15 protein-coding genes and 1 tRNA gene are annotated in these 18651 nt (G+C 62.0%); 6 read left to right on the top strand and 10 right to left on the bottom strand.

All coding sequences use genetic code 11. The annotated features are described in order from the left end of the window. Positions 1–34 precede the first annotated feature (34 nt). The 5 genes from HY921_03665 to HY921_03645 all read left to right on the top strand — a co-directional run bounded on the left by HY921_03665 (position 35) and on the right by HY921_03645 (position 3424). A complete protein-coding gene (locus tag HY921_03665; protein MBI5629965.1) occupies positions 35–2029 on the top strand; it encodes a hypothetical protein in 1995 nt (664 codons plus the stop codon). A gap of 50 nt (positions 2030–2079) precedes the next feature. Next, a tRNA-Arg gene (locus tag HY921_03660) sits at positions 2080–2154 on the top strand. A gap of 134 nt (positions 2155–2288) precedes the next feature. After that, a complete protein-coding gene (locus HY921_03655; GenBank protein ID MBI5629964.1) occupies positions 2289–2522 on the top strand; it encodes a hypothetical protein in 234 nt (77 codons plus the stop codon). Continuing rightward, positions 2519–3094, top strand: a complete 576-nt coding sequence (locus HY921_03650; protein ID MBI5629963.1) for a hypothetical protein — start codon at positions 2519–2521, stop codon at positions 3092–3094. The genes HY921_03655 and HY921_03650 overlap by 4 nt, the downstream gene beginning before the upstream one ends. Before the next feature lie 33 nt (positions 3095–3127). Further along, complete coding sequence (locus tag HY921_03645; protein MBI5629962.1) at positions 3128–3424, top strand: type II toxin-antitoxin system RelE/ParE family toxin; 297 nt, start codon at positions 3128–3130, stop codon at positions 3422–3424. Between the two features lie 433 nt (positions 3425–3857). Here the strand turns inward: HY921_03645 and HY921_03640 are convergent, their stop codons facing one another. From HY921_03640 to HY921_03630, 3 genes are read right to left on the bottom strand one after another with little or no spacing between them, the layout of a single operon-like run. Beyond that, positions 3858–4763 (bottom strand): hydroxymethylglutaryl-CoA lyase, encoded by a 906-nt coding sequence (locus HY921_03640; GenBank protein MBI5629961.1) that lies wholly within the window; start codon positions 4761–4763, stop codon positions 3858–3860. Continuing rightward, positions 4764–5561, bottom strand: coding sequence for an enoyl-CoA hydratase/isomerase family protein (locus HY921_03635; GenBank protein MBI5629960.1), 798 nt, complete (start codon positions 5559–5561; stop codon positions 4764–4766). After that, positions 5558–7180 (bottom strand): methylcrotonoyl-CoA carboxylase, encoded by a 1623-nt coding sequence (locus tag HY921_03630; GenBank protein ID MBI5629959.1) that lies wholly within the window; start codon positions 7178–7180, stop codon positions 5558–5560. Before HY921_03630 ends, HY921_03635 begins: the two co-directional genes overlap by 4 nt. Positions 7181–7230: 50 nt before the next feature. Here HY921_03630 and HY921_03625 point away from each other — a divergent pair, with 50 nt between their 5' ends. Then, the gene (locus HY921_03625; protein MBI5629958.1) at positions 7231–8355 is read left to right on the top strand and encodes a hypothetical protein; all 1125 of its coding nucleotides are present in this window, start codon (positions 7231–7233) and stop codon (positions 8353–8355) included. A gap of 18 nt (positions 8356–8373) precedes the next feature. On the opposite strand, the gene HY921_03620 is transcribed toward HY921_03625, so the two are convergent. The 7 genes from HY921_03620 to HY921_03590 all read right to left on the bottom strand — a co-directional run. Beyond that, positions 8374–9951, bottom strand: a complete 1578-nt coding sequence (locus HY921_03620) for a hypothetical protein (protein MBI5629957.1) — start codon at positions 9949–9951, stop codon at positions 8374–8376. A 182-nt stretch (positions 9952–10133) separates the two neighbouring features. Then, positions 10134–11321, bottom strand: coding sequence for a GNAT family N-acetyltransferase (locus HY921_03615; GenBank protein ID MBI5629956.1), 1188 nt, complete (start codon positions 11319–11321; stop codon positions 10134–10136). Next, positions 11318–12310 (bottom strand): hypothetical protein, encoded by a 993-nt coding sequence (locus HY921_03610; GenBank protein ID MBI5629955.1) that lies wholly within the window; start codon positions 12308–12310, stop codon positions 11318–11320. The genes HY921_03615 and HY921_03610 overlap by 4 nt, the downstream gene beginning before the upstream one ends. Further along, the gene (locus HY921_03605; GenBank protein MBI5629954.1) at positions 12297–13541 is read right to left on the bottom strand and encodes an MFS transporter; all 1245 of its coding nucleotides are present in this window, start codon (positions 13539–13541) and stop codon (positions 12297–12299) included. The genes HY921_03610 and HY921_03605 overlap by 14 nt, the downstream gene beginning before the upstream one ends. A 9-nt stretch (positions 13542–13550) precedes the next feature. Continuing rightward, on the bottom strand, positions 13551–16148 hold the full coding sequence (locus tag HY921_03600; protein MBI5629953.1) for a hypothetical protein: 2598 nt from the start codon (positions 16146–16148) through the stop codon (positions 13551–13553). After that, positions 16145–17281, bottom strand: coding sequence for an acyl-protein synthetase (locus HY921_03595; protein MBI5629952.1), 1137 nt, complete (start codon positions 17279–17281; stop codon positions 16145–16147). Before HY921_03595 ends, HY921_03600 begins: the two co-directional genes overlap by 4 nt. Continuing rightward, the coding region (locus HY921_03590) for a hypothetical protein (GenBank protein MBI5629951.1) at positions 17278–18651 on the bottom strand (1374 nt) is incomplete at its 5' end. The genes HY921_03595 and HY921_03590, both read right to left, overlap by 4 nt.

Here is an 18651-nt window from a genome sequence, read left to right as displayed (position 1 = left end):
CGCCCGGGGAGCGCAGTCCCTGTATCCTTGCATCATGAGCGGTGAGCGGCGATTATCGCTTGCGGCGTTCTGCTGTCTTGTTCCGGCCTTGGCCGGGGCCAACAACAAGATGACGCCGGTTGAAGGCCGCGTCCCGACCTTGGCACCCGCACTGTCGAGACCTTCCTTCACGGGGGAACCCGTCTTGGGTTCCCCCGTGAAGGCTCCCCCGGCGCCGCGCGGCCTGGAAATCGCGGCCGCATCCATGGCCGAGGCGCATCCCCGAGGTCTGGACATCCTCAAAAGAACCCTGAGCCGGGAGGGCCTGCGGTTGACTCCCAACGAAGAGCGCGCGCTGGCCTCCTTCGAGCTCAGGGCCCGGGCTTTGGGCGCTTCCAGCCCCGAGGCGGAGGCCTCCCTAGAGCTCGCCCTCAAAACCCTGCGGCTGGAAAGATTCATGCCAGGGGGCTCGCAAGCCGACCCGGTTTCCGCCAAGCGCCTCATCATCGCGTTCTACAAAGCCGGGCTCGCCCGCCATGCCGGTGGAACCATCCTCCATGAGGCGCGCAAGGCCGACGGAAACCTCAAATACATCCGTCAAAATGACCCCGATTCCGCGAACGGGGAAGTTGACCCCGAGCTTCTCGGAGAGCCCGCCGCCATCCTAAGCGAGAAGCCGAACAGCCGCATCCTCTTGTTTCCTGCCCCGCCGGGAAGCCGGCCATTTCTGGGAAGCGTCCTCCAGGCCATAGACAAGTTCCTGCCGGAGGCTCAGGACCCTCTGGTCAAATACCTGCTCCTGCGCACGGCGAGTTCTCCCGAGGAAAAGGCCCTCAGGGATCATTATTTCCCCCAGTTGAAAAAGGAAATCGCGTATTCGGTGAGCCCCTACGAATTGAGCCTGCAGCGCCGGCTCGACATGGAACAGGTAGACCATGCGGGAGATCATCTATTCGCCGCGGAACTCTTCAGCCTGAAGCCAGGCCCCAGCGCCGCCCAGGTCCGTGACCCTCGGATCAGCAATTTTTACAGAGGCCTGCCCAGGAGCGACAAGAAGGAGATCATCCGGGGCATGGTCCACGCCCAAGTCATCCCGTCGGAGAAGAATCTCCGGAAAGACCCCGGAATCAGGCGCGCCGTGCGGCAGGCCTGGAACTGGACCGAACTGCCGCTGCACGAGGTCCACGCCAAAATCGCAGCGCTCAAGTCGAACGGGCAGGGCCCCGAATCGACCCCGCGCGTCGAGACATCGCGCCGGGGGAGGCCCAAGAGCCATCTCGTCATTGCTTCAATGCCGACTCAACGCGCGCTCAACCGGCGCATTGTATCTCTCAGCGCGGCCGCATCATCTAAAAACCATCCCCTTTTGCTCGCGGCAAGCCGCGAAGGAGAGCCGGAAGCCTTCCGCCGCCTGTTCATTACCGCGGCGGACGTTGAGAACGTCTCCCGACTGCTCGATCCGGAGCTTCGGGCCAGGCGCCGCCCTGAAATCGCATTCCGGTATTACCTGGAGGCTCGCCTGCGCCGCCATTCCTGGCTATTCAGGAAAATGGCGAGACGATTTATCGAAAGCAGGCTGGAATGGCTTGACCCGGAAATGATATTAACGGCAGAGACGACGTTCCTTAAGAAATCCGGCCTGAAAAAGCTCTTCGCCTGGGCCCTTCGATTTTTATTTCCCCGAGAAATTCTTGGGATATGGGTTCACCCAGAAGGGAAAGGCGGCGTCATGTATTACGCCGCACTAGCCCATGAATTGGAGCATTTCATCCAGCTCAACGACCGGTCCTACCGCTGGAGAAATGGGGTAGACATTGATCGCCACAGATACCACATGGAGTTCGGGGCGACCACGGCGGAGCATGAGTTTTTTAAGCTCGTGCCCGAGGCCCTGCTCAGATGGGAGGAAGACTTATGGTCGGGCCTTCCGAACCTGCCAGGAAGGGATTCGATCTTGAAGAGGATTCGGGCCGCCAAGAAGGGCTTAGAGGATTTTCGCAGCACCCCACCCGTCATGCCTCGTTTGAAGAAACCAAAAAGATCTACCTGAGGCTGGAAGCCGCCCAACAATAATCTATAATAAACACTCCACGTCTCGACGCGCCCGTAGTGAAACGGATATCACGACAGCCTCCGAAGCTGTAAGTAGAGGTTCAATTCCTCTCGGGCGCACCAGCTCAGGTGCCCGATATCTCCGAGTAGTGGGAGGCGAAAGCTTCAAGAGGATGTGCCAGTCAATCGGCACGAAAGCGGCAAGGTTTTCGGGCCGCCCTTCTTGCGGGGGACGGCCTTTTTGCAAGGAGAAATACATGCTGGCAGATAAAGTTAAACTTTTCCGAGAAGCTGCAATGTCGAGCGATGCGCCGGAAGCCCGCACGGTTTTGATTTTCTTGAATGCGCGGATTGTTGATGACAATTCACAAGGATTATCTGAAGAGCAAATTGTGGAGAACGCAGCCGCTTCTATGCTTCAGATGGCTACTTGGGCTATTAAAGCTGCAGAGATAATCCGCCCAGGTTTTACTGAGGCCTTGAGAAAATGAAGGATTTGAGCCTATCCGCAAGGTCGAGCGCAATTCAGGGCCAATGTATATCTGAGCTCGGGTTCCCCGTTTATATTGGAGATGGCTTCCGCTGGATTAAAGAAGCCGTGGAGTTTATGCATGAAACCCATAAACACCCGCTGCCACTGGCCGCTTTGATTTTCATGTACATTGAAACACTTGGGAAGCCTTTGGTATTTGAGATGAGGAAATCTCCTACCACAAAAAATAAAGTAAGTCTATTCATTGAGCAATATATGCCGAAGTTATGGCAAAGCATGGGCTTCTTGGGGAATAATCGCCCTGAAATTCTGTCCAACCAGTACAGGAATGGCTTAGCCCACGAGATTTTCATGAAGGATAATTGCAGTATCCATGAGGGCGATCAAACGTATGTATCCACAATCTTTAAGAACGTCGGCATTCCGATCTCCATCAATATTAATTTTTTCGTGCGAGAATTTCTGGAAGGTCTTGAGCAATATCGCCAGCGTCTTTTATCCGATTCTAAATTCTTGGAATTATTCCAGGACTCTCTTGCTTCTATAAAGCCGTGCCCGCGAAGTCCTTGACATTATGTAGCCTATTGGCTACACTATCCCCAGGTGAACATCAAGGCGACTCCCGAGTTCCGCGAATGGCTGGATAGCCTGTCCGAATATCTACGGGCCTTGGTAAGAGATCGCCTAGACCGCATTCGAGAAAATGAATATTTCGGCACTTCAAAGGGCCTTGGCCAGGGCTTATTTGAGCTCAAGTGGAAAAGCGGCCTGCGGGTTTACTTCGGATATGTGATCGACGCAGATGGACGAGCCGTCTTGATGCTTTTGGGAGGAGATAAAAATGGCCAGAATCGCGACATCCGCAAGGCGCGGGCAATCTTGGCTCGGGAAACCGCGTAGGCTGCGGGCCGGAGCCAGTGCACGGGACTTTAACCCAGCGGAGGAACTCCGCGACCCGCAATTCGTTAAGAAGGCGGTGTTGCAGGCTGTCGAGGCTGGGGACGATGAGGCGGTCGTTGAAATCCTTCGGGCTCACCTCAGAGTCGTGAACCGTTCCCAAGCGGCGGCCAGCATGAACGTATCCCGCCAGTTCGTTCACAGGATTATTGCTGGCTCCCGGAAACCTTCGCTTCCGACACTTGGAGCTTTTATGCGCCTGCTCAACATGGAAGAAGCACGAACTGGGTACCGCAGAACAGCAAGAATTCTCCTGTAAAGCCAAGTTATAGCTCGTCGCTTTCCAAGACCTTGTACAACAGCGCCGCGGTCACCCCGAAGGTGGCGTGGGACAGCACCGTGGTCCGGCTCCGGCTTGGACGAGGAAAAAGAAACGTCAGGAGTTGATCTTGCCGAGATGGGAGGAGAGGCCGCGCCCCAGATGGGGTTCGAGCGCCCGGGCCGCGGCCCTCACCTTGCCTAGGTCCGGACCCATGGCGGCCCGGCAGGAGGAGAAGGCGAAAAGCAAGTCCTCGGTGGCGACGTTGCCGCTCGCTCCGGGGGCGTAGGGACAGCCTCCCAGGCCTCCGGCCGAGGAATCAAAACCCGAGATCTTGTACTCCTGCCAGGCGGTCAAGGCGTTTGCCACCGCCATGCCGTAAGTGTCGTGGAAATGGAGGAAAATCCGCTCCGGAGCGATTTTTTTCAGGAGAAGGTTCAGGAGTGCGCGCACCTCGAAGGGCGAGGCCTTGCCGATGGTGTCTCCTATGGAAAGCTCGTCCACGCCCATGGCGAGCAAGGTCTCGGCCACGGGCCAGACTTTCTCGGCCGCGATCGAACCCTCGTAGGGACAGTGGAAGGCGGTCGAAACGTAGGCCCTGACCGCAAGTCCGGATTTTTTGGCGCGCTCCACCACGGGCTTGAATCTTTCCATGGACTCGGCGACGCTCGCATTGATGTTGCGCCGGTTGAAGGCCTCGGAGGCCGCGGTGAATACCGCGATCTTGTCGGCCTTGGCGGCCAAGGCGCGGTCCAAGCCCTCCTCGTTGGGCACCAAAGCCGAGTAAATGACGCCCTTTTTGCGCTTGATGGCCGAAAACACCGCCTCCGAGTCGGCCATCTGGGGCACGGCCTTGGGCGAGACGAAGGCCCCGGCCTCGATTTCCATGAGGCCCGATTCCGAAAGAGCGTCTATGAAGGCGGCCTTGGCGGCCAGGGGAACAGAAGCCTTCTCGTTCTGCAGGCCGTCCCGCGGCCCGACTTCCACCAGGCGGGGAAGGGGCAGGGTTTGGGCGTCGGGCATTTAGGGCAAGGTCCAAGCCGGAGGACGTTTTTCGAGGAAGGCCGAAAGGCCCTCCTGGCCCTCCGGAGAGGAGCGCAGGCGCGTCAAGGTGGAAAGGACAAGAGTTACGCGCTTCTCAAAGGGGAGGGCCGGGAATTTGTGGAGCATGGCTTTCGCCTGTCTCACCGCTTGCGGACCGTTCTTTAAAATCGAGTCGAGCAAGGCCTCGACCCTCTCCTCCAAGGCGAACTCCGGGACGACCTCGTGGACGATGCCAAGCTCTCGGGCTTTTTCCGCGCCGAAGGCCTCGGCCGTGAGGTAATAACGCCGGGCCGCGACCTCGCCGATCTTGGGGATGACAAAGCACGAGATCACGGCCGGGATGATCCCCAACCGGCACTCGGAGAAGCACATCTTAGAGTTGTCTGCCGCCACCACGATGTCGCAGGAGGCGGCCAGGCCCAGCCCCCCCCCGTACACCCCTCCCTGGACCGCGGCGATGACGGGAACGGGGCAGCCTTCCACGGCCAGGCACATGTCCACGAGGAGCCGAGCGTCCTTGCGGCTTTGCGCGGGCTTCAAGGTCCCGGCCCGGCGCATCCAGGCGATGTCGGCTCCGGCGCAAAAGTCGGGCCCCTCGCCGCGCACGACCACGGCGCGCAGGTCCTTGCGCCTCGACAGCTCGCCGAAGGCGCGGGAGAGCTCGCGCAAGGTGTTGTCGTCCATGGCGTTGCGGACTTCCGGGCGCTTGAGGGCGACCACCGAGACGCCGACGCGTCGAGGGTGGCTAGAGACTTCGATATGGCGGTACTCCATCACATGCGGAAAACGGGGTAGCGCGGCGACTCCTCCGGGGCGTAGGACGCGGCCTCCAGGCAAAACGCCAGGATTTGCCGAGTGTGGGCCGGCTCGATGATCCCGTCGTCCCAAAGCCTGGCCGTGCCGTAGTAGGGATGGCCCTCGGACTCGTATTGGGCGCGGATGGGGGCTGCGATTTTCTCCTCGTCCTCGGAGGAAAGCTCCTTGTCCTGACGCTTCAATTGCTCGCGCTTGATGATGGTCATGACCTGGGCCGCCTGGTCGGCACCCATGACCGAGACCCGGGAGTTAGGCCATGTGAAGAGAAAACGGCCGTTGTAGGCCCGGCCGCACATGGCGTAATTGCCAGCGCCGTTGGAGGAGCCGGTCACCACCGTGACCTTGGGAACCGCCGCGGTGGAGACGGCCTGGACGAGCTTGGCCCCGTGCTTGATGATCCCCCCCTGCTCGTAGTCCTTGCCCACCATGAAGCCCGTGATGTTCTGCAGGAATACGATGGGGATCTTGCGCTGGGAGCAGAGCTCGATAAAGTGCGCGCCCTTCAAGGCCGCCTCGGAGAAAAGCACCCCGCGGTTGCCCAATATCCCCACCGGCCGGCCCATGATCCTGCCGAAGCCGCAGGTCATGGTCTGGCCGTACAGGGACTTGAAGAAGTGGAAGCGGCTGCCGTCGACCAGGCGCGCCACGATTTCCGCTACGTCGCAGGGGCGGCGCAAATCCCGATGCACCAGGCCGTAGAGGTCCGAGGCAGGGTAAAGGGGCTCCTCGCCCTCTCCACGGTTGAAGGGGCGGGCGTTGAGGTTGGCCACGATCGAGCGGCAGAGGCGCAGGGCCTCCTCGTCGTTGTCGGCCAGATGGTCGGTGACTCCCGACACGCGGGAGTGCATCTCCCCCCCGCCCAACTCCTCGGGGGTGGACTCCTCGCCAGTGGCCGCCTTGACCAGAGGCGGGCCGCCCAAGTAGATGGTCCCGTTGCCGCGCACGATCACGCACTCGTCCGACATGGCGGGAACGTAGGCCCCGCCCGCCGTGCACATTCCCATGACCACCGAGATCTGCGGTATCCCCAAAGAGGACATGAGGGCCTGGTTGTAGAAGATGCGCCCGAAATGCTCCTTGTCCGGGAAAACGTCGGCCTGTTTGGGCAGGAAGACCCCGCCCGAGTCCACGAGGTAGAGACAGGGAAGGCGGTTCTGCAGGGCGATCTCCTGGGCGCGCAGGTGCTTCTTGATGGTCTCTGGGTAATAGGTGCCGCCCTTGACCGTGGCGTCGTTGGCCGCGATCACGCATAGTCTGCCCGAGACCACCCCCAAGGCCGTGATGATGCCTGCCCCCGGCACCTCATTATTATGCATGCCGAAAGCGGCCATGGGGGAAAGCTCAAGAAGGAACGAGCCCGGGTCCACCAGGCGCTCCACGCGCTCCCGGGCCGTAAGCTTGCCGCGCCCCCGGTGCAGGGCCACGGCGCCATCGGGGCCTCCCCGACCAGCCTCGGCCAGCCGCGCCTTCAAGTCCTCGAGCAGGGTCTCGTGGTAGCGGAGGTTTTCCGCGAAGTCGGAACTGTCTCGGTTTACGCGGGTTGCTATGGCGGGAGTGTCGACGGCCCCTTCCCTGGACATGTCTTGATATTATCAAATTCCGGGGCTATACTAGGCCGAAGGCCGCGTCCATGCTATCGCACGAGGAAATCCATCAACTGCTCCGCTTGAAGGCCGATTTTCCCGCGGTGGCGAGCCTCTACCTCCGTCTCAACGAGGAGAAGTCTCTTTTTCGCCAATGCCAGGACCTCGCTCATCAGGCCGTGGCCCGAAACCCCCTTCTCAACGAATTCCGGCGGGACTTCGAACGCTTCGAGGATTTCGTCTCGGGCTTTAAGCCAGAGCACCACCGGGGCCTGGCCCTGTTCAGCTCCCAGCGCTCCAACTACTGGCAGGCGGTTCCCCTGCCCCTTCCGGTCAAGAATGATCTTAGGATCGGAACCTCTCCATGCCTGGCACCATTCACGAACATCGTGGAGCAGTACCGCCGCTACGGCATCGCCCTATTGGGGCCGGACAAAAACCGATTCTGCGAGGCCTACCTCGGCCAAATCCAAGAGTGCCCGGAACCATCGCCGCAAACACCGAGCGGCCCCCCCGCCGGCCTGCGAGACTCCTTCCAGTTCCGTTTGAAAATACTGGCCGACCAGCTCATGGCCCTATCGAGGCTGCGCGGCTGGGACCAGCTCATCGTGGCGGCTCCGCCGGACTGGGAAGGCCCCCTGGCCGGGCACCTGAACTCTCAGCTCCAGGAGAAGCTGATCCAGGAGCCGCGAATGCATCCTGGAATGTCTTCCCAGGAAATTCTTAAAGTCCTGATCAAACGAGAGGCGGAGTCGCGGGAAGTCCGCGAAAGCGTAATGGTCCACCGCCTTTTCGACGTGGTGAAAGCCGCCGGGATGGGGGTGGCGGGCCTTGAGCCCACGCTCAAGGCCCTCATGCACGGCCAGGTGCGCCTTCTCATCGTGCGCGAGGGTCTGGCCAAGATCGGGCGCAAGTGCCGACGCTGCAGGGCCCTCGTCCTGAGCGGCCGCAAATGCCCTTACTGCTGGTCCGACACCGAGCCATTGTTCAACATGGTGGCGGAGATGGTGGAGCTCGCCCTGGAGCGCAATTGCGAGGTCTTCCAGGTCCTGAACAAGACCATGCTCGACGCTTTCGGCGGGATCGGGGCGGAGCTGAGGTTCAAGGACGACTCGAGGGCCGCCTCGGAGCCGGGGCGGCCTCAAGTGGGGATTCCTTCCAGCAATCCTTAAGGCGCATCCGCGCCAACGCTATCCCTCAACGGACTGGACCGATTCGATGCCGCGGCGGACCATCTCCTGCTCCTCGGTGGACATCAGTCCGGAGGATAAGAACTCCTCGGCGACCCTCAGGATTTTCTTGAGAACCGGCCGGCCCTCGTAACCCGCGGCGACGGATTCGATCAAATTGATCAAGTTCGAAGCCAACGACGAATGGTCGTACTCCAGTCCACTGACCGCGTCCAGCAACTTCTTGGAGGGAGCATTTTGGGGGACCAAGGAATGCTCCAGGGCGATTCGCGCGATTCCAGCAACATACTCCGCAAGCTCAGCGTCGCTTTCGACCAAGGGATCCTTCGACAGGTCCACCAAGGAAGCCCCTAACGGCGTCAGGGCATGCGCGCCGGATTGGGCATCGTCCAAGGATGCGAGGTACTCTCGAACTCCTTGCGGTACGCCGTAATAGCGCCGCGAATGCTCCAGGGAAGTAATGTCCAACCTGAAGACTATTCCCAATCTTTCAGCCTCATTGAGCCAATCATCATAAAAAACAGCGGGGATTCCATGTCCCTCCAATAGCCCGGTCAGAACATCGCGTCCGACCCCGTAGGAGTTCTTGACATCGGAGGCGGAAGCCTTCTCGCCCTTCTCGACGACTAAAGCGTCGGAAGTCCACACCAGGTTGAGCAAGGCCCGACCGGACCATTCAATGTCGTTAAAGCGCTGCTTTCTCTCCAAGAATCCCTTGGCCTGCTTGGCCCGCAATTCATGATGCGAGAACTCCTCTTGGACTAGATCGAACGCGTCATAAACCGCCTGGGGGATGCCGTAAAAGACCTCCGAACGATTCATGTCCGTATGTCTATAGATGATGCCAAGGGACTCGGTTTTATCGAGCCACTTATCGTAAAAATAGGTCGGAATAGCGTTTTCTTCCAGAACCTTGGAAAGCGCGGAGCGCTCGATGCCGTAGCGCATCTTGAGCTCGCGGGAAGAAATCGTCCTATCCAAGGGATGGGCCTCGGGAGTCCACAGCAAGCCCAGCAGGTCCCAGCCGGACCAGTAGACATCGCCAAACAGGAACTCACTGTCCAGGAATTCTTCGGCCGGCTCCCGCAGCAAGCTGCGGAAGGTCAAGTTCTCTGCGACCGCCTTCCTTTGCTGCGCATCATGCTGAGGCGCCGCAAGCCTGGCGTAGGCGTGGCGGTCGCCCCTGTCCGCCTCTTCCCACGCTTTCGGAGCCTCCACGGGGGGCGCGGGTCTGGGGTGAAGCCGGAGCTTGTCCACATCTTCTTGAGGGATATCGCTCAAATTGTCGAACACCAGAGTTCCGCCAACGGCGGACGATTCCTCCGAGGGATCGCGCGAAATGGAAAGCTGGACGGAAAATTGGCTCATCCCGTTCAGGCGCCTCAAAACCGGCCTCCCAGGAATCAGCGGCCGCGGATTCGTGAGGCTGACGGCGCCGATTGCGGAGATCGGCTGGGCCAGCCGCAGAGCCAAGACCTCCGCCGGCACGGCGGGCATCGCCTTTCTCACCGCCCCGGCGGGACCGGCGAAAAACGCCGCGAAGGTCACGGCCGCGAGCGACTTGCGCGTGTTGACCATGCTTGCCGCATAGTGTATATCCGCCGCGGGGCGCGGGGAGGAGACTTAGGGCCCAAAAAGGGGCAGGCATTGGGCCCAGGCGTTATCGGGACTTAATACCTAGAGCCGACGCCGCAAGCGGGTGGAGCTGCCATCGCCAGTTATCCACAAAACTTTCCAGGAAAGTTTTGTGGATAACTGGCTTAGAAATCTATGTACAAAGACTTCCAGAGGCGGAAGTACTCGCGCAGGTACTCGCTAAAGAGGCCGCGGGCGGCGATGTGCTTGAAGTCGAGGATGGTGAAGGTCTTGCTGAAGACGATGTAGTCGCGGCCCTTGCCGTGCTTCCAGCGCATGGCCGGGTAATAGGCGCTGGGCAGAAACCGCGCCTCCATGACCTTCTGGATGATCCCGGGATGGTAGGCATCGGCCAGGAGCTCCAAGTAGCGCACCCCGTGCTCCTCGAGGAAGAGGCCGACGGCGTTGAGAAGGCGGGCAAGATCCGGCACGCTCTCGTGCCCGCCGATGATGACGGCGTGGTGGTCGGGCTTGGAGTAATGGATGTATATCTCCGCGGCTTGGTCCTCGGTGACGAGCATGAGGTTGGGCTCATGGAAAGGGAAGAACTGCATGCGAAGCTTGTCCTCGGCCTTGAGCTTGTTCCAGCGGGAGAGAATGAAGTTCTTGGCCTCGATGAGCTCGAAGCCCAGCTCGGCCTCCCCCCACGGCGACGGCGGAGAAATGCGGATATCGCGCCATTGCGCGTCCTCGATCCCGGTCGAGCGCCTCACGATGTCGTAGAAGGGCTTTAGAAGAAGCGGCAGGCGGGGCCGGGCGATGCGCCGGCCCAAGGCCCCCTCCTTGAAATAGGCGGTCAGGCAATGGGTCTCGTAGTTGTCTATCTTGCGCACGTTGGGGAAAATGCCGAGCTCCCTGAAGCCGAGCTTGCGCAGAAGCTTCTGCGGAGCGGGAGACACCGTGCGCGCGGTGGCATAGACGCTCTGGGCGCACTGGGTTTCTTCCACCAGGTGCCTGAGGCCCAGGGACATGGCCTTCTCGGTGAGGCCAAAGCCTCGGAATTCGGGGCGCACCACCCCGCCGAAGACCTTCGCCAACTGTATCTCAGGATCGAGGCAGAAAATCACCGAGCCCACGATCTGCCGGTTGACCTCGCTCACGAACCAGAAGTAGTTATCCTTGTGGAGGGACTCGACCGTCTCGTGAAGATCGTAAATGATGCTGAGAGGATAGCGGCCGTGGTATATCTCGCGGTACAAGCCGCGTATGCGCGAGGCGTCCGCCGGTGTGGCCAGGCGAATCAGGGCCCTTCTGCCTCGGCTCACGGACTGCCAGCACTGCAGCTCGGGCCGGGGCGGAGCCGCAGTGCTCATAATCCCGCCTCGGCGGGGCTCGCCTGGGCCCGGCGGAATTCCGCCAGGAGGCGGGCGTAGGGCTCGCTGAGACAAGCCTCGTCGCAGGAAAAAGGCTCAAAGGTCCGGGCGAACACCACGTAGTCCCGGCGCAGGTCCACGTGCTTCTTGAGCGCCGGGAAGTAGCCGCACGGGACGAACCCCGCCTGGAGAATGCATTCGATGCCGGCCGCGTCGGCCGCGTCGTTGATGACCTCGATGTAGCCGGCCTGGGAGGATCGCAGGGCCTCCACCACGCGGCGGTAAAGCTCCACGGGGCTTACGGGAACGGTCAAGTGCTCGGCCACGATCGTGGCAAATCCCATGGGCCTGTGCAGCCAGGCGAACACCTCAACGGACTGGTCGGGGCTCGTGAACAGGACGTTGGGAACCTGGAAGGGGTAGAAGTTGACCGAAAGGCTGCGCCGCGCCTTCAGGCGGCGGAAGCGCTCCGCCACGAAGCGGGGAGCCTCGATCATCTCGAGAGGGGGCAGCGCCGGGGCCTCGGCCGCCAGCGCCGGGCGCGCCGCCAGGGGCAGGGGCTCCAAGCCGCACTGAGCGCGCGCGAGCTCGAAAAAAGGGAAGATGGCGGGATGGAGGGGAAACGGGCTGTAGCGCTTTTTCAAGGCCTCCGGCGCGTAGAAGACGGCAAGACCATTGATTTTCCGGGAGTCCGCCGCCCGGGCGCTCGGGAATATGCCCAGGACCTTGAAGCCGAGCTCAAGGGTGAGCTCCTGCTGCTCCGGGGTCAAAGTCCTGGTCGTGTTATAGACAAGGTCGATCCCGCCCCGGCCGCGGAGCTTATCCAGGGCCTCGGAAATCAAGGCCTTGAGCCGGGCCTTCTGCGCGGGCTCGGGGCCAGAAGCGAGCATTTTCTGTATTTTGGCCAGGCCCTGCTCGGGCTCCAAAGCCAAGGATAGGGAGGCCTGGACTCCCTCATCCTCCGAAGAAAGAAGCTCAAGCTCGTTCATAGATGGCGCCGAGGCTTGCCGCTCCCCCCTCCTTGCGGGCCAAGATCAGGAAATACAGAGAGAGAAGCATGACCCCGGCGCCCTGGATCAGGCAGGCGGCCGGAGGGCTCAGCCAGTCGGCCAGAAAACCGAACGCGAAATACGCCGCCGGAAAGGTGAAGCTCAACACCGCCTGCATGAGGGCGAAGAACCGCCCCTTGAACTCCTCGGGGACTTGCCGCTGAAACATGGCCACGAACTTCACGTTGTTGATTCCCAAGGCTCCGCCCGCGATGAAAAGAAGGGCCGCGTGCAGGAAGCGGTCCATGATCAGCCCGGGAACGAACAGGCACAAACCCATGAGCAATAGGCACGCTGACCCTAGTTTAGGAATATTTTCGCTGAAATGACACCATTTGGAAGCCGCCGTTCCGCAGAGAATGCCGAGCCAAAGCCCGGCCTCGAGCCCGGCCAGGACGCCGGCCCCCGAGCCCAGGCTCCGGCCGACATATAAAGGAAGGATGACCAAAATTGGGGTCATGAAGAAGTTGGCAAGGCCGAAGCCCAGTAGGGACTTTTTGATGAGGTTATGCCCCTCCAGCATAGCCCAACCTTCCCGGCCAGCGCCGGGCCCGCGCTGGCCGGCGATAGAACCAGCGCTTGCTTTCTGCATTCCTCGGTTCTTGTAAAGCGCTCCATTGCACAGCGCCGAGACGAGGAAGCTCGCGGCGTTGAGCCATGTAAGAGCCGTGATTCCCAGCCTGTCTATCAGCAGGGCTCCGGCCATGGCCCCCCCGAAGCTCGCCAGGGATTGCGTGGATGACTGCAGTGCCACGGCCTCCTCCAAGTCCTCCTTGGCCGCCGCGGCCGCGACGGCCTTATTGAGGGCGGGGTCGAAGAAAGCCTGGGAAAGGGCTAGCAGAAACCCCATTACGCAAAGGAAGAGAAGATTAGTTTTATCAAATTGCATAGCGAGAGCCACGAAGCACACGACCATGAAGGAAAACACATCGCTCGCCATCAAGGTCCTGACGCTGTCGCGGCGGTCCACCCAAGCGCCGATGGGCTTAACGAAGAGAAGGGGCGGCAAGGCTCCCGCCGCCAGGAAGAGGCCTATCGTCTTGCCGGCGTCAAGGCCCCCCCGCGAGACGAGCCACCAGGCCAAGGCGAGCTGATAGAGGCGCGTGCCGGCCTGGCTCAGGAGCTGTCCGGTCCAGATGAGAGCCACGGCGCGATTTCTGAGAATCAGCATCGCAAGGCGCTAAGCTCTCTCGTCCAATATCTCTTTTATCTTTCCGCTGCGGGCATTGCGGGCAAGGGAGCCCGGGCGGTGGAGCTCGACGCGGACATCCTTCAAGAAGCCCTCGGCCAATCGTTCCTTGAGCTTCTCCACCCGGCCGAGCAAAGCCTCGCGCATGCGTCCGGCCAAGGCGGGCCCGCTTTCCGAGGACTCCGCCCTAATCGTCACCCATTCCCCGCCCCCGTCGTTCCGAGCCGAGAGCTGGAGCGCCGAGACGGGGAAATCACGCAAGGCCTCGGCCATGTCCCTGAAGCGCAGATTCATCATGCCGACAACCACGATGTCGTCGGCGCGCCCCAGATATTCGAGCACTCGGGCACGGCGCCCGCAGGGGCAAGGCTCGATGGTCATACGGGCCTGGTCTCCCACGGCGTAGCGGATGAGGGGGTAGGCGTGCTTGAGGAGGCTCGTGATGAGTATCTGCCCGGTTTCTCCCTCGGGAACGGGGCGGCCCTCCGGGTCCGCGACCTCCAGGTAGTTGAAGTCGTCCACGGAGTGATGCAGCCCACCGCGCTGGAACTCGCATTGAAAAGCGAACTGCCCGCCGTCATTGGCCCCGATGACGGAGGAGATTCGCCGGACCTTGAGCTCTCTTTCAAGCCACTCCCGGTCGGACGGGGCGAGGGACGAGCCGCCGTAAACCACCTTCTCCAAGGCGAGGGCCGGCTCCAGGGCCTTGGCCTGGCGAAGGAAGGGGATGAGCTGGCTTGGAATTCCCTGGGCGGCGTTGATTGAGAACTTCCTCCACACCTCCGCGAATATCTTGGGCTCGGAGCTTCCCGCGAAGGCGAAGGTGGCCAGCCCCAGGCGGGCGTTGATGTGGTCGAAGGAGACGAAGCTGCCGTAAAGGTCTCCCGCCAGCATGAAATTGGCGAGGCGGTCCCGGGGCTCGAGCCCCAAGGCCCGAAAAATTCCAGCGGCATGGGACACCAAGCGCTCCCAATCGGGGCCGTCGTAGACGGAAAATTTCGGAACTCCGGTGGAGCCTCCGCTGCGGGTGACGTAGCCCCCCCGCCACCGGCCCGTGGCCAAGGCCTCGCCTTGGGGCGGCATGCCGGCCTCCATCTCATGGCGGGTAAGAACCGGGATCTTGGGCAAATCCTCGAGCGAGTCGATCTCGAGGCCCGTAAGCCTGCGCGCGTAGAAGGGGGAGCGCCGGGCATGGTCGAGGAGTATCCGCAGCCTTTCATTGATGAGCTCTCGCCCTTCCTCCCGAGAAAGACGTTCAAACGGCTCCGGGGCCTTGAGACGCGGCCTGCGGATGACCAGGCGCATGAATTGCGGAAGGGCCCGGCTGCCGTCATGCGGGTCCTCGACCTCCCCCTGGGACATCTCTCCCAAGGGCAACATTCTCAAGACCCCGACATCCTCCAAGGCGCGGCAGAGCTCAGCGGACTCATCCTCGGCGCAGGCCAGACCCACGGTCTGGACATAACCTCGCAGCTCCGCCAGCCGGTCCAGCACCTCCGGAAGGCCCCGGAAAACGATAATGCGCAAGGTGCGGTGCAGGGGCGATGGGTCCAAGGCTTGGTCCTGGTCCAAGACCACGGTCCAGTCGAGGCCCTGGGGAGATTCCTTTAAAAGGCCCTCCCCACGCGCCTCGGCGATCTCGGCGACTCCGCGGATCTTGCGAATCTCGGCGGCTTGGTTGAGCTCGAGGCCTCCCGGGGGCAGGATTTTGGCCTCCTCCTCCAGGGCCCGCGGGAGGGCCTCGGCCAATTTACGCGCGCCCGTAAGGCCCTGGACGTAGCAGGCCTGGGGCGCGGTGCAGGCGTTCTGGTCCCAGATGGACATCTCCCGAGCGAGCTTGCGCGCGGCCCCTTCGAGGTCCGCCTCCAGGCCGCGGCTCGTGCACACGGCCGCGCTGAGCTTGGGGCCGTAAAGGATGAGCTTGGTCCGGGCCGGAAGCCCGTCGCGGTAGCCCCTCACCGCCTCCTCCCCTCCCCAGACCACGATACCGTCCACCGATCTTTTAAACTCCGCGATGACGTCAGCCTGGGCCGAGGAATACTGAACCACGGCCAGGGCCTTGGAAAGGAATCCTTCCTCGTCGCATTCCACAAGGGACTCCACGAGCTCGGGAAGAAAGGCCGTCTCCGAAGAGGACATTTTGAGCACGTTCACGTTGCGGGTGATGAGCCCCTCGACCAAAGAGCCCGCCGCGCCGACAAAGACGTTTCCCGCCAGCACGTGCAGGAGGACCCCGAGGGGCCGCCAGGACAAGGTCCCGTCCCGCGTTCCTCCGAGCTCAGCGTCCATTTTGCGGCGGAGGACCTCGGGGTCGAAGGCCCAGCAGAGCTCGTCAAGGCCCAGGCGCACCATGTCGGGCGAAAACCCGGTGAGGGCGGGAAGCTCCCGCTCCATCTTGAGCCGGCGCGGATAGGAGGGATCGCGCCATCTGTCCCTGACGTTGGACAAGAGCCTCAAGACCTTGTCCAGGGGATAACGCCCCACGGCCTGGCGCAGGTCCGCGGCCTTGCGGCACAGCTCGGCCGCCTCCTCCGCGGTCAAGGGCTCGCCGCCCTTGCGCCATTCGCCGAAGAAATAGCTCTTGCTCATGTTTTCGCTCCAGCCGCCCGCCGGGCCACGATTTCCCCGGCATGAATGGCGCAGCCCTTGTGCTTGGTGAGGCCGCCCCTGCCGGCCAAGGTGAAGGTCGGGGAGGAGGCCCCGCAAGGGCAGGGCTCGCGGTTGAGGAAGCCCAAATCCGTGGAAAGAATGGCGAGGTTGGGCATCATGGCGTTGAACGGAGTGACAAGCTCCAAGAGGCCGGTTCGCCCCGCGGGCAAGGCCTCCATGGTCACCGGATCTCGGGCAAAGACCCGGTTGTAGACCGGAACATGGAAGCGGTGCCTGGCGCACTCCAGATACGGAGCCGCATGCTCGGCCATGCCGTAGCCGTCGCGGATATTCTCAATCGGAAGCCCGAGCCTCTCCGAAGCCAAAGCCCGGAAATGCCCGCGGGAGACCTTCTTGTCCTCAGCCGCCTTCCAGCCGCCGCCCGTCACCATCCAGGACCCCGCGGGCAGGCGCACGCGAACGTCCGTCTCCTCCAAAAGCTCGTGGATGAAGCTTGGAATGCCGAAAATCCGCGTTGGAGTATTCAAGCTCGAGAACTCCTGCAGTTTAGAGTAAACATCCTTCCTTCTAAACACCCAACCGCCATCCGGGCTTTTCCGGATGGCGTAGAAAGACTGCTGAACCGGAGCGAAGCGCTGCTGGTTCTTGTCCGAGAAGGCGATGCCGAGGTCCTTGGCCTCTTCGGGGTCGTAGACGAACATCAGATAATTGGCGGGAACGTCGGAAACGAGACCCTCTTGCCTCCACAATCCCTCCAGCATGGCTTGAGCCCGGTCAAGACTTCCCTGGTCGAGCCAGCATTGGGTCTTTTGGCCGCGGGTGCCCGAGGAGGTCAGCTTGAGGACGGCCTGCTCGTGAGGGAGAGATGTGAGAAGATAGCGCTTCATGGCGCTCACCCCGAGGGTCGGGATGCGCTCCAAGTCCTCCTCGCGGCGCAAGGTTTCCGGGTTAAAGCCCCGGCGCCGGTACAGGGCCGCGATCTCGGGGCATTTCTCGAAGTGAAACAGGGCCGCCTCGCGGCAAGCCTCGACCATCAGCCGGCATTTCTCCGCGGTCCAATCCTGAGGGTCCGATATCCGACATATCTCGTCGGCCTTGCGAAATGAATTCATAGGACCGCGCATGCCTCGTACTCCTTTCGGACGATTTCCAGAAGCCTGCGCCCGGTCTCGGAGGCCACCTTGATCTTGTCGAAGGCCACCCGGGTGGGGCCCAGGGCTTGAAAGCGGAAGCCCAGCTCCGCGCCGCAGCGGTAGGGCACGAACCCCGCCGCGAAGAAGCCGTTGGAGGAGAGGATGTCGCAAAGCATGCCAAGACCAGGGCTAGCCAGGGGAAATTCCACGGCCGCGTACTGGCAGCCCTTCCTCAAGAGCTCGCGCCACTCACCCAGAAGGCCGTCCAAGGCCCCGCGGCCGGGACGATCGAGGTCGAAGGCCACGGCGGACTGCAGGGGCTGGTATTGGGACCGGCAAAGCCCCCCCTCGGGCATGGCCTCGAAGCGAGAGGACACCGACCAACGCAGGTTGAATGGCTTGAGCAGGAACCCGAAGGCCGCGCCGATGCTTTCCGGAAGAACAACCTCGGGCCCGAAAGGCTGGGCCACCCGGGGAATCGCCGAAACGAGCAGGCTGTAGCGGTCCATGCCCTCCGGGTCCGGCCCCAAGCCGATCCTCTCGAGCTTGGCCTGGGTCTTGCGGGTCTGGCAGCCGATGAAAAGAGCCAGCTCGCAGGGCTGGAACTTGGCCACGTGCCTCTGGCTGTACTCGTGGTTCGTGACGAAATCGAAGAGGCAGTACTGCATAGGAGTCGCGCGCACCGTCTCCATGATCCTGTCGAAAAGCTGGGAGAAAAGGCCGCGGGACTTGGCGGCCGGGTCCACCACTCCCATGGCCGCCTCGTACACCGGGGGATTCCTGCTCTTGCGCACCAGGCCCACGTGCCCGACGAGCCTACCGTTGGGCCGGGCCGCCACCGTGGACAAGAGGTCCCCAGATTCGGCCAGGGCCTTGAGTTTCTCGGGGTAGTAGACAAGCTCGTTGACGTAATCGTACCCATAGACGAGGTAAAACAGGCGGCTCAAGGCCCCCTCTTCCCCGGGCTTCAAGGGCCTGATCTCGATCTTCTCCCCCTCGGGGATCACGGCCGCGGCCAAGCCCCCGCTGGCGGCCAGGGACTTCGCCGCGGCCCGGGAGCCCAATTTGATCTCTATGACGACTTTTTGGCCTTTGCGCCCGAAATTCTCAAGCGAGACCCGGTCGGCACCGCGCAGGGCCTGGTGGAACTTCTCCCAGCGCGCGGCACTCATCCCTCCCGACTCCCGCGAGCCGAGCCAAATCGGCGCGCCCCGGTTCACGATCTCGATGAAGAGCTTCCCCTCGCTTTCCCACACGCCCAAGCCCAAGGGCTCCTCGGACTTGCCCCCCACGTGGGCGGCCTTGACCATGGTCAAGGCCGCCCACGTGGGGGGCAAGTCCGAGGAGCC

This window comes from Elusimicrobiota bacterium, assembly GCA_016218575.1.
Classification (GTDB): Bacteria; Elusimicrobiota; Elusimicrobia; order UBA1565; family UBA9628; genus JACRDN01.
This window is presented reverse-complemented; position numbering and strand designations above follow the sequence as displayed.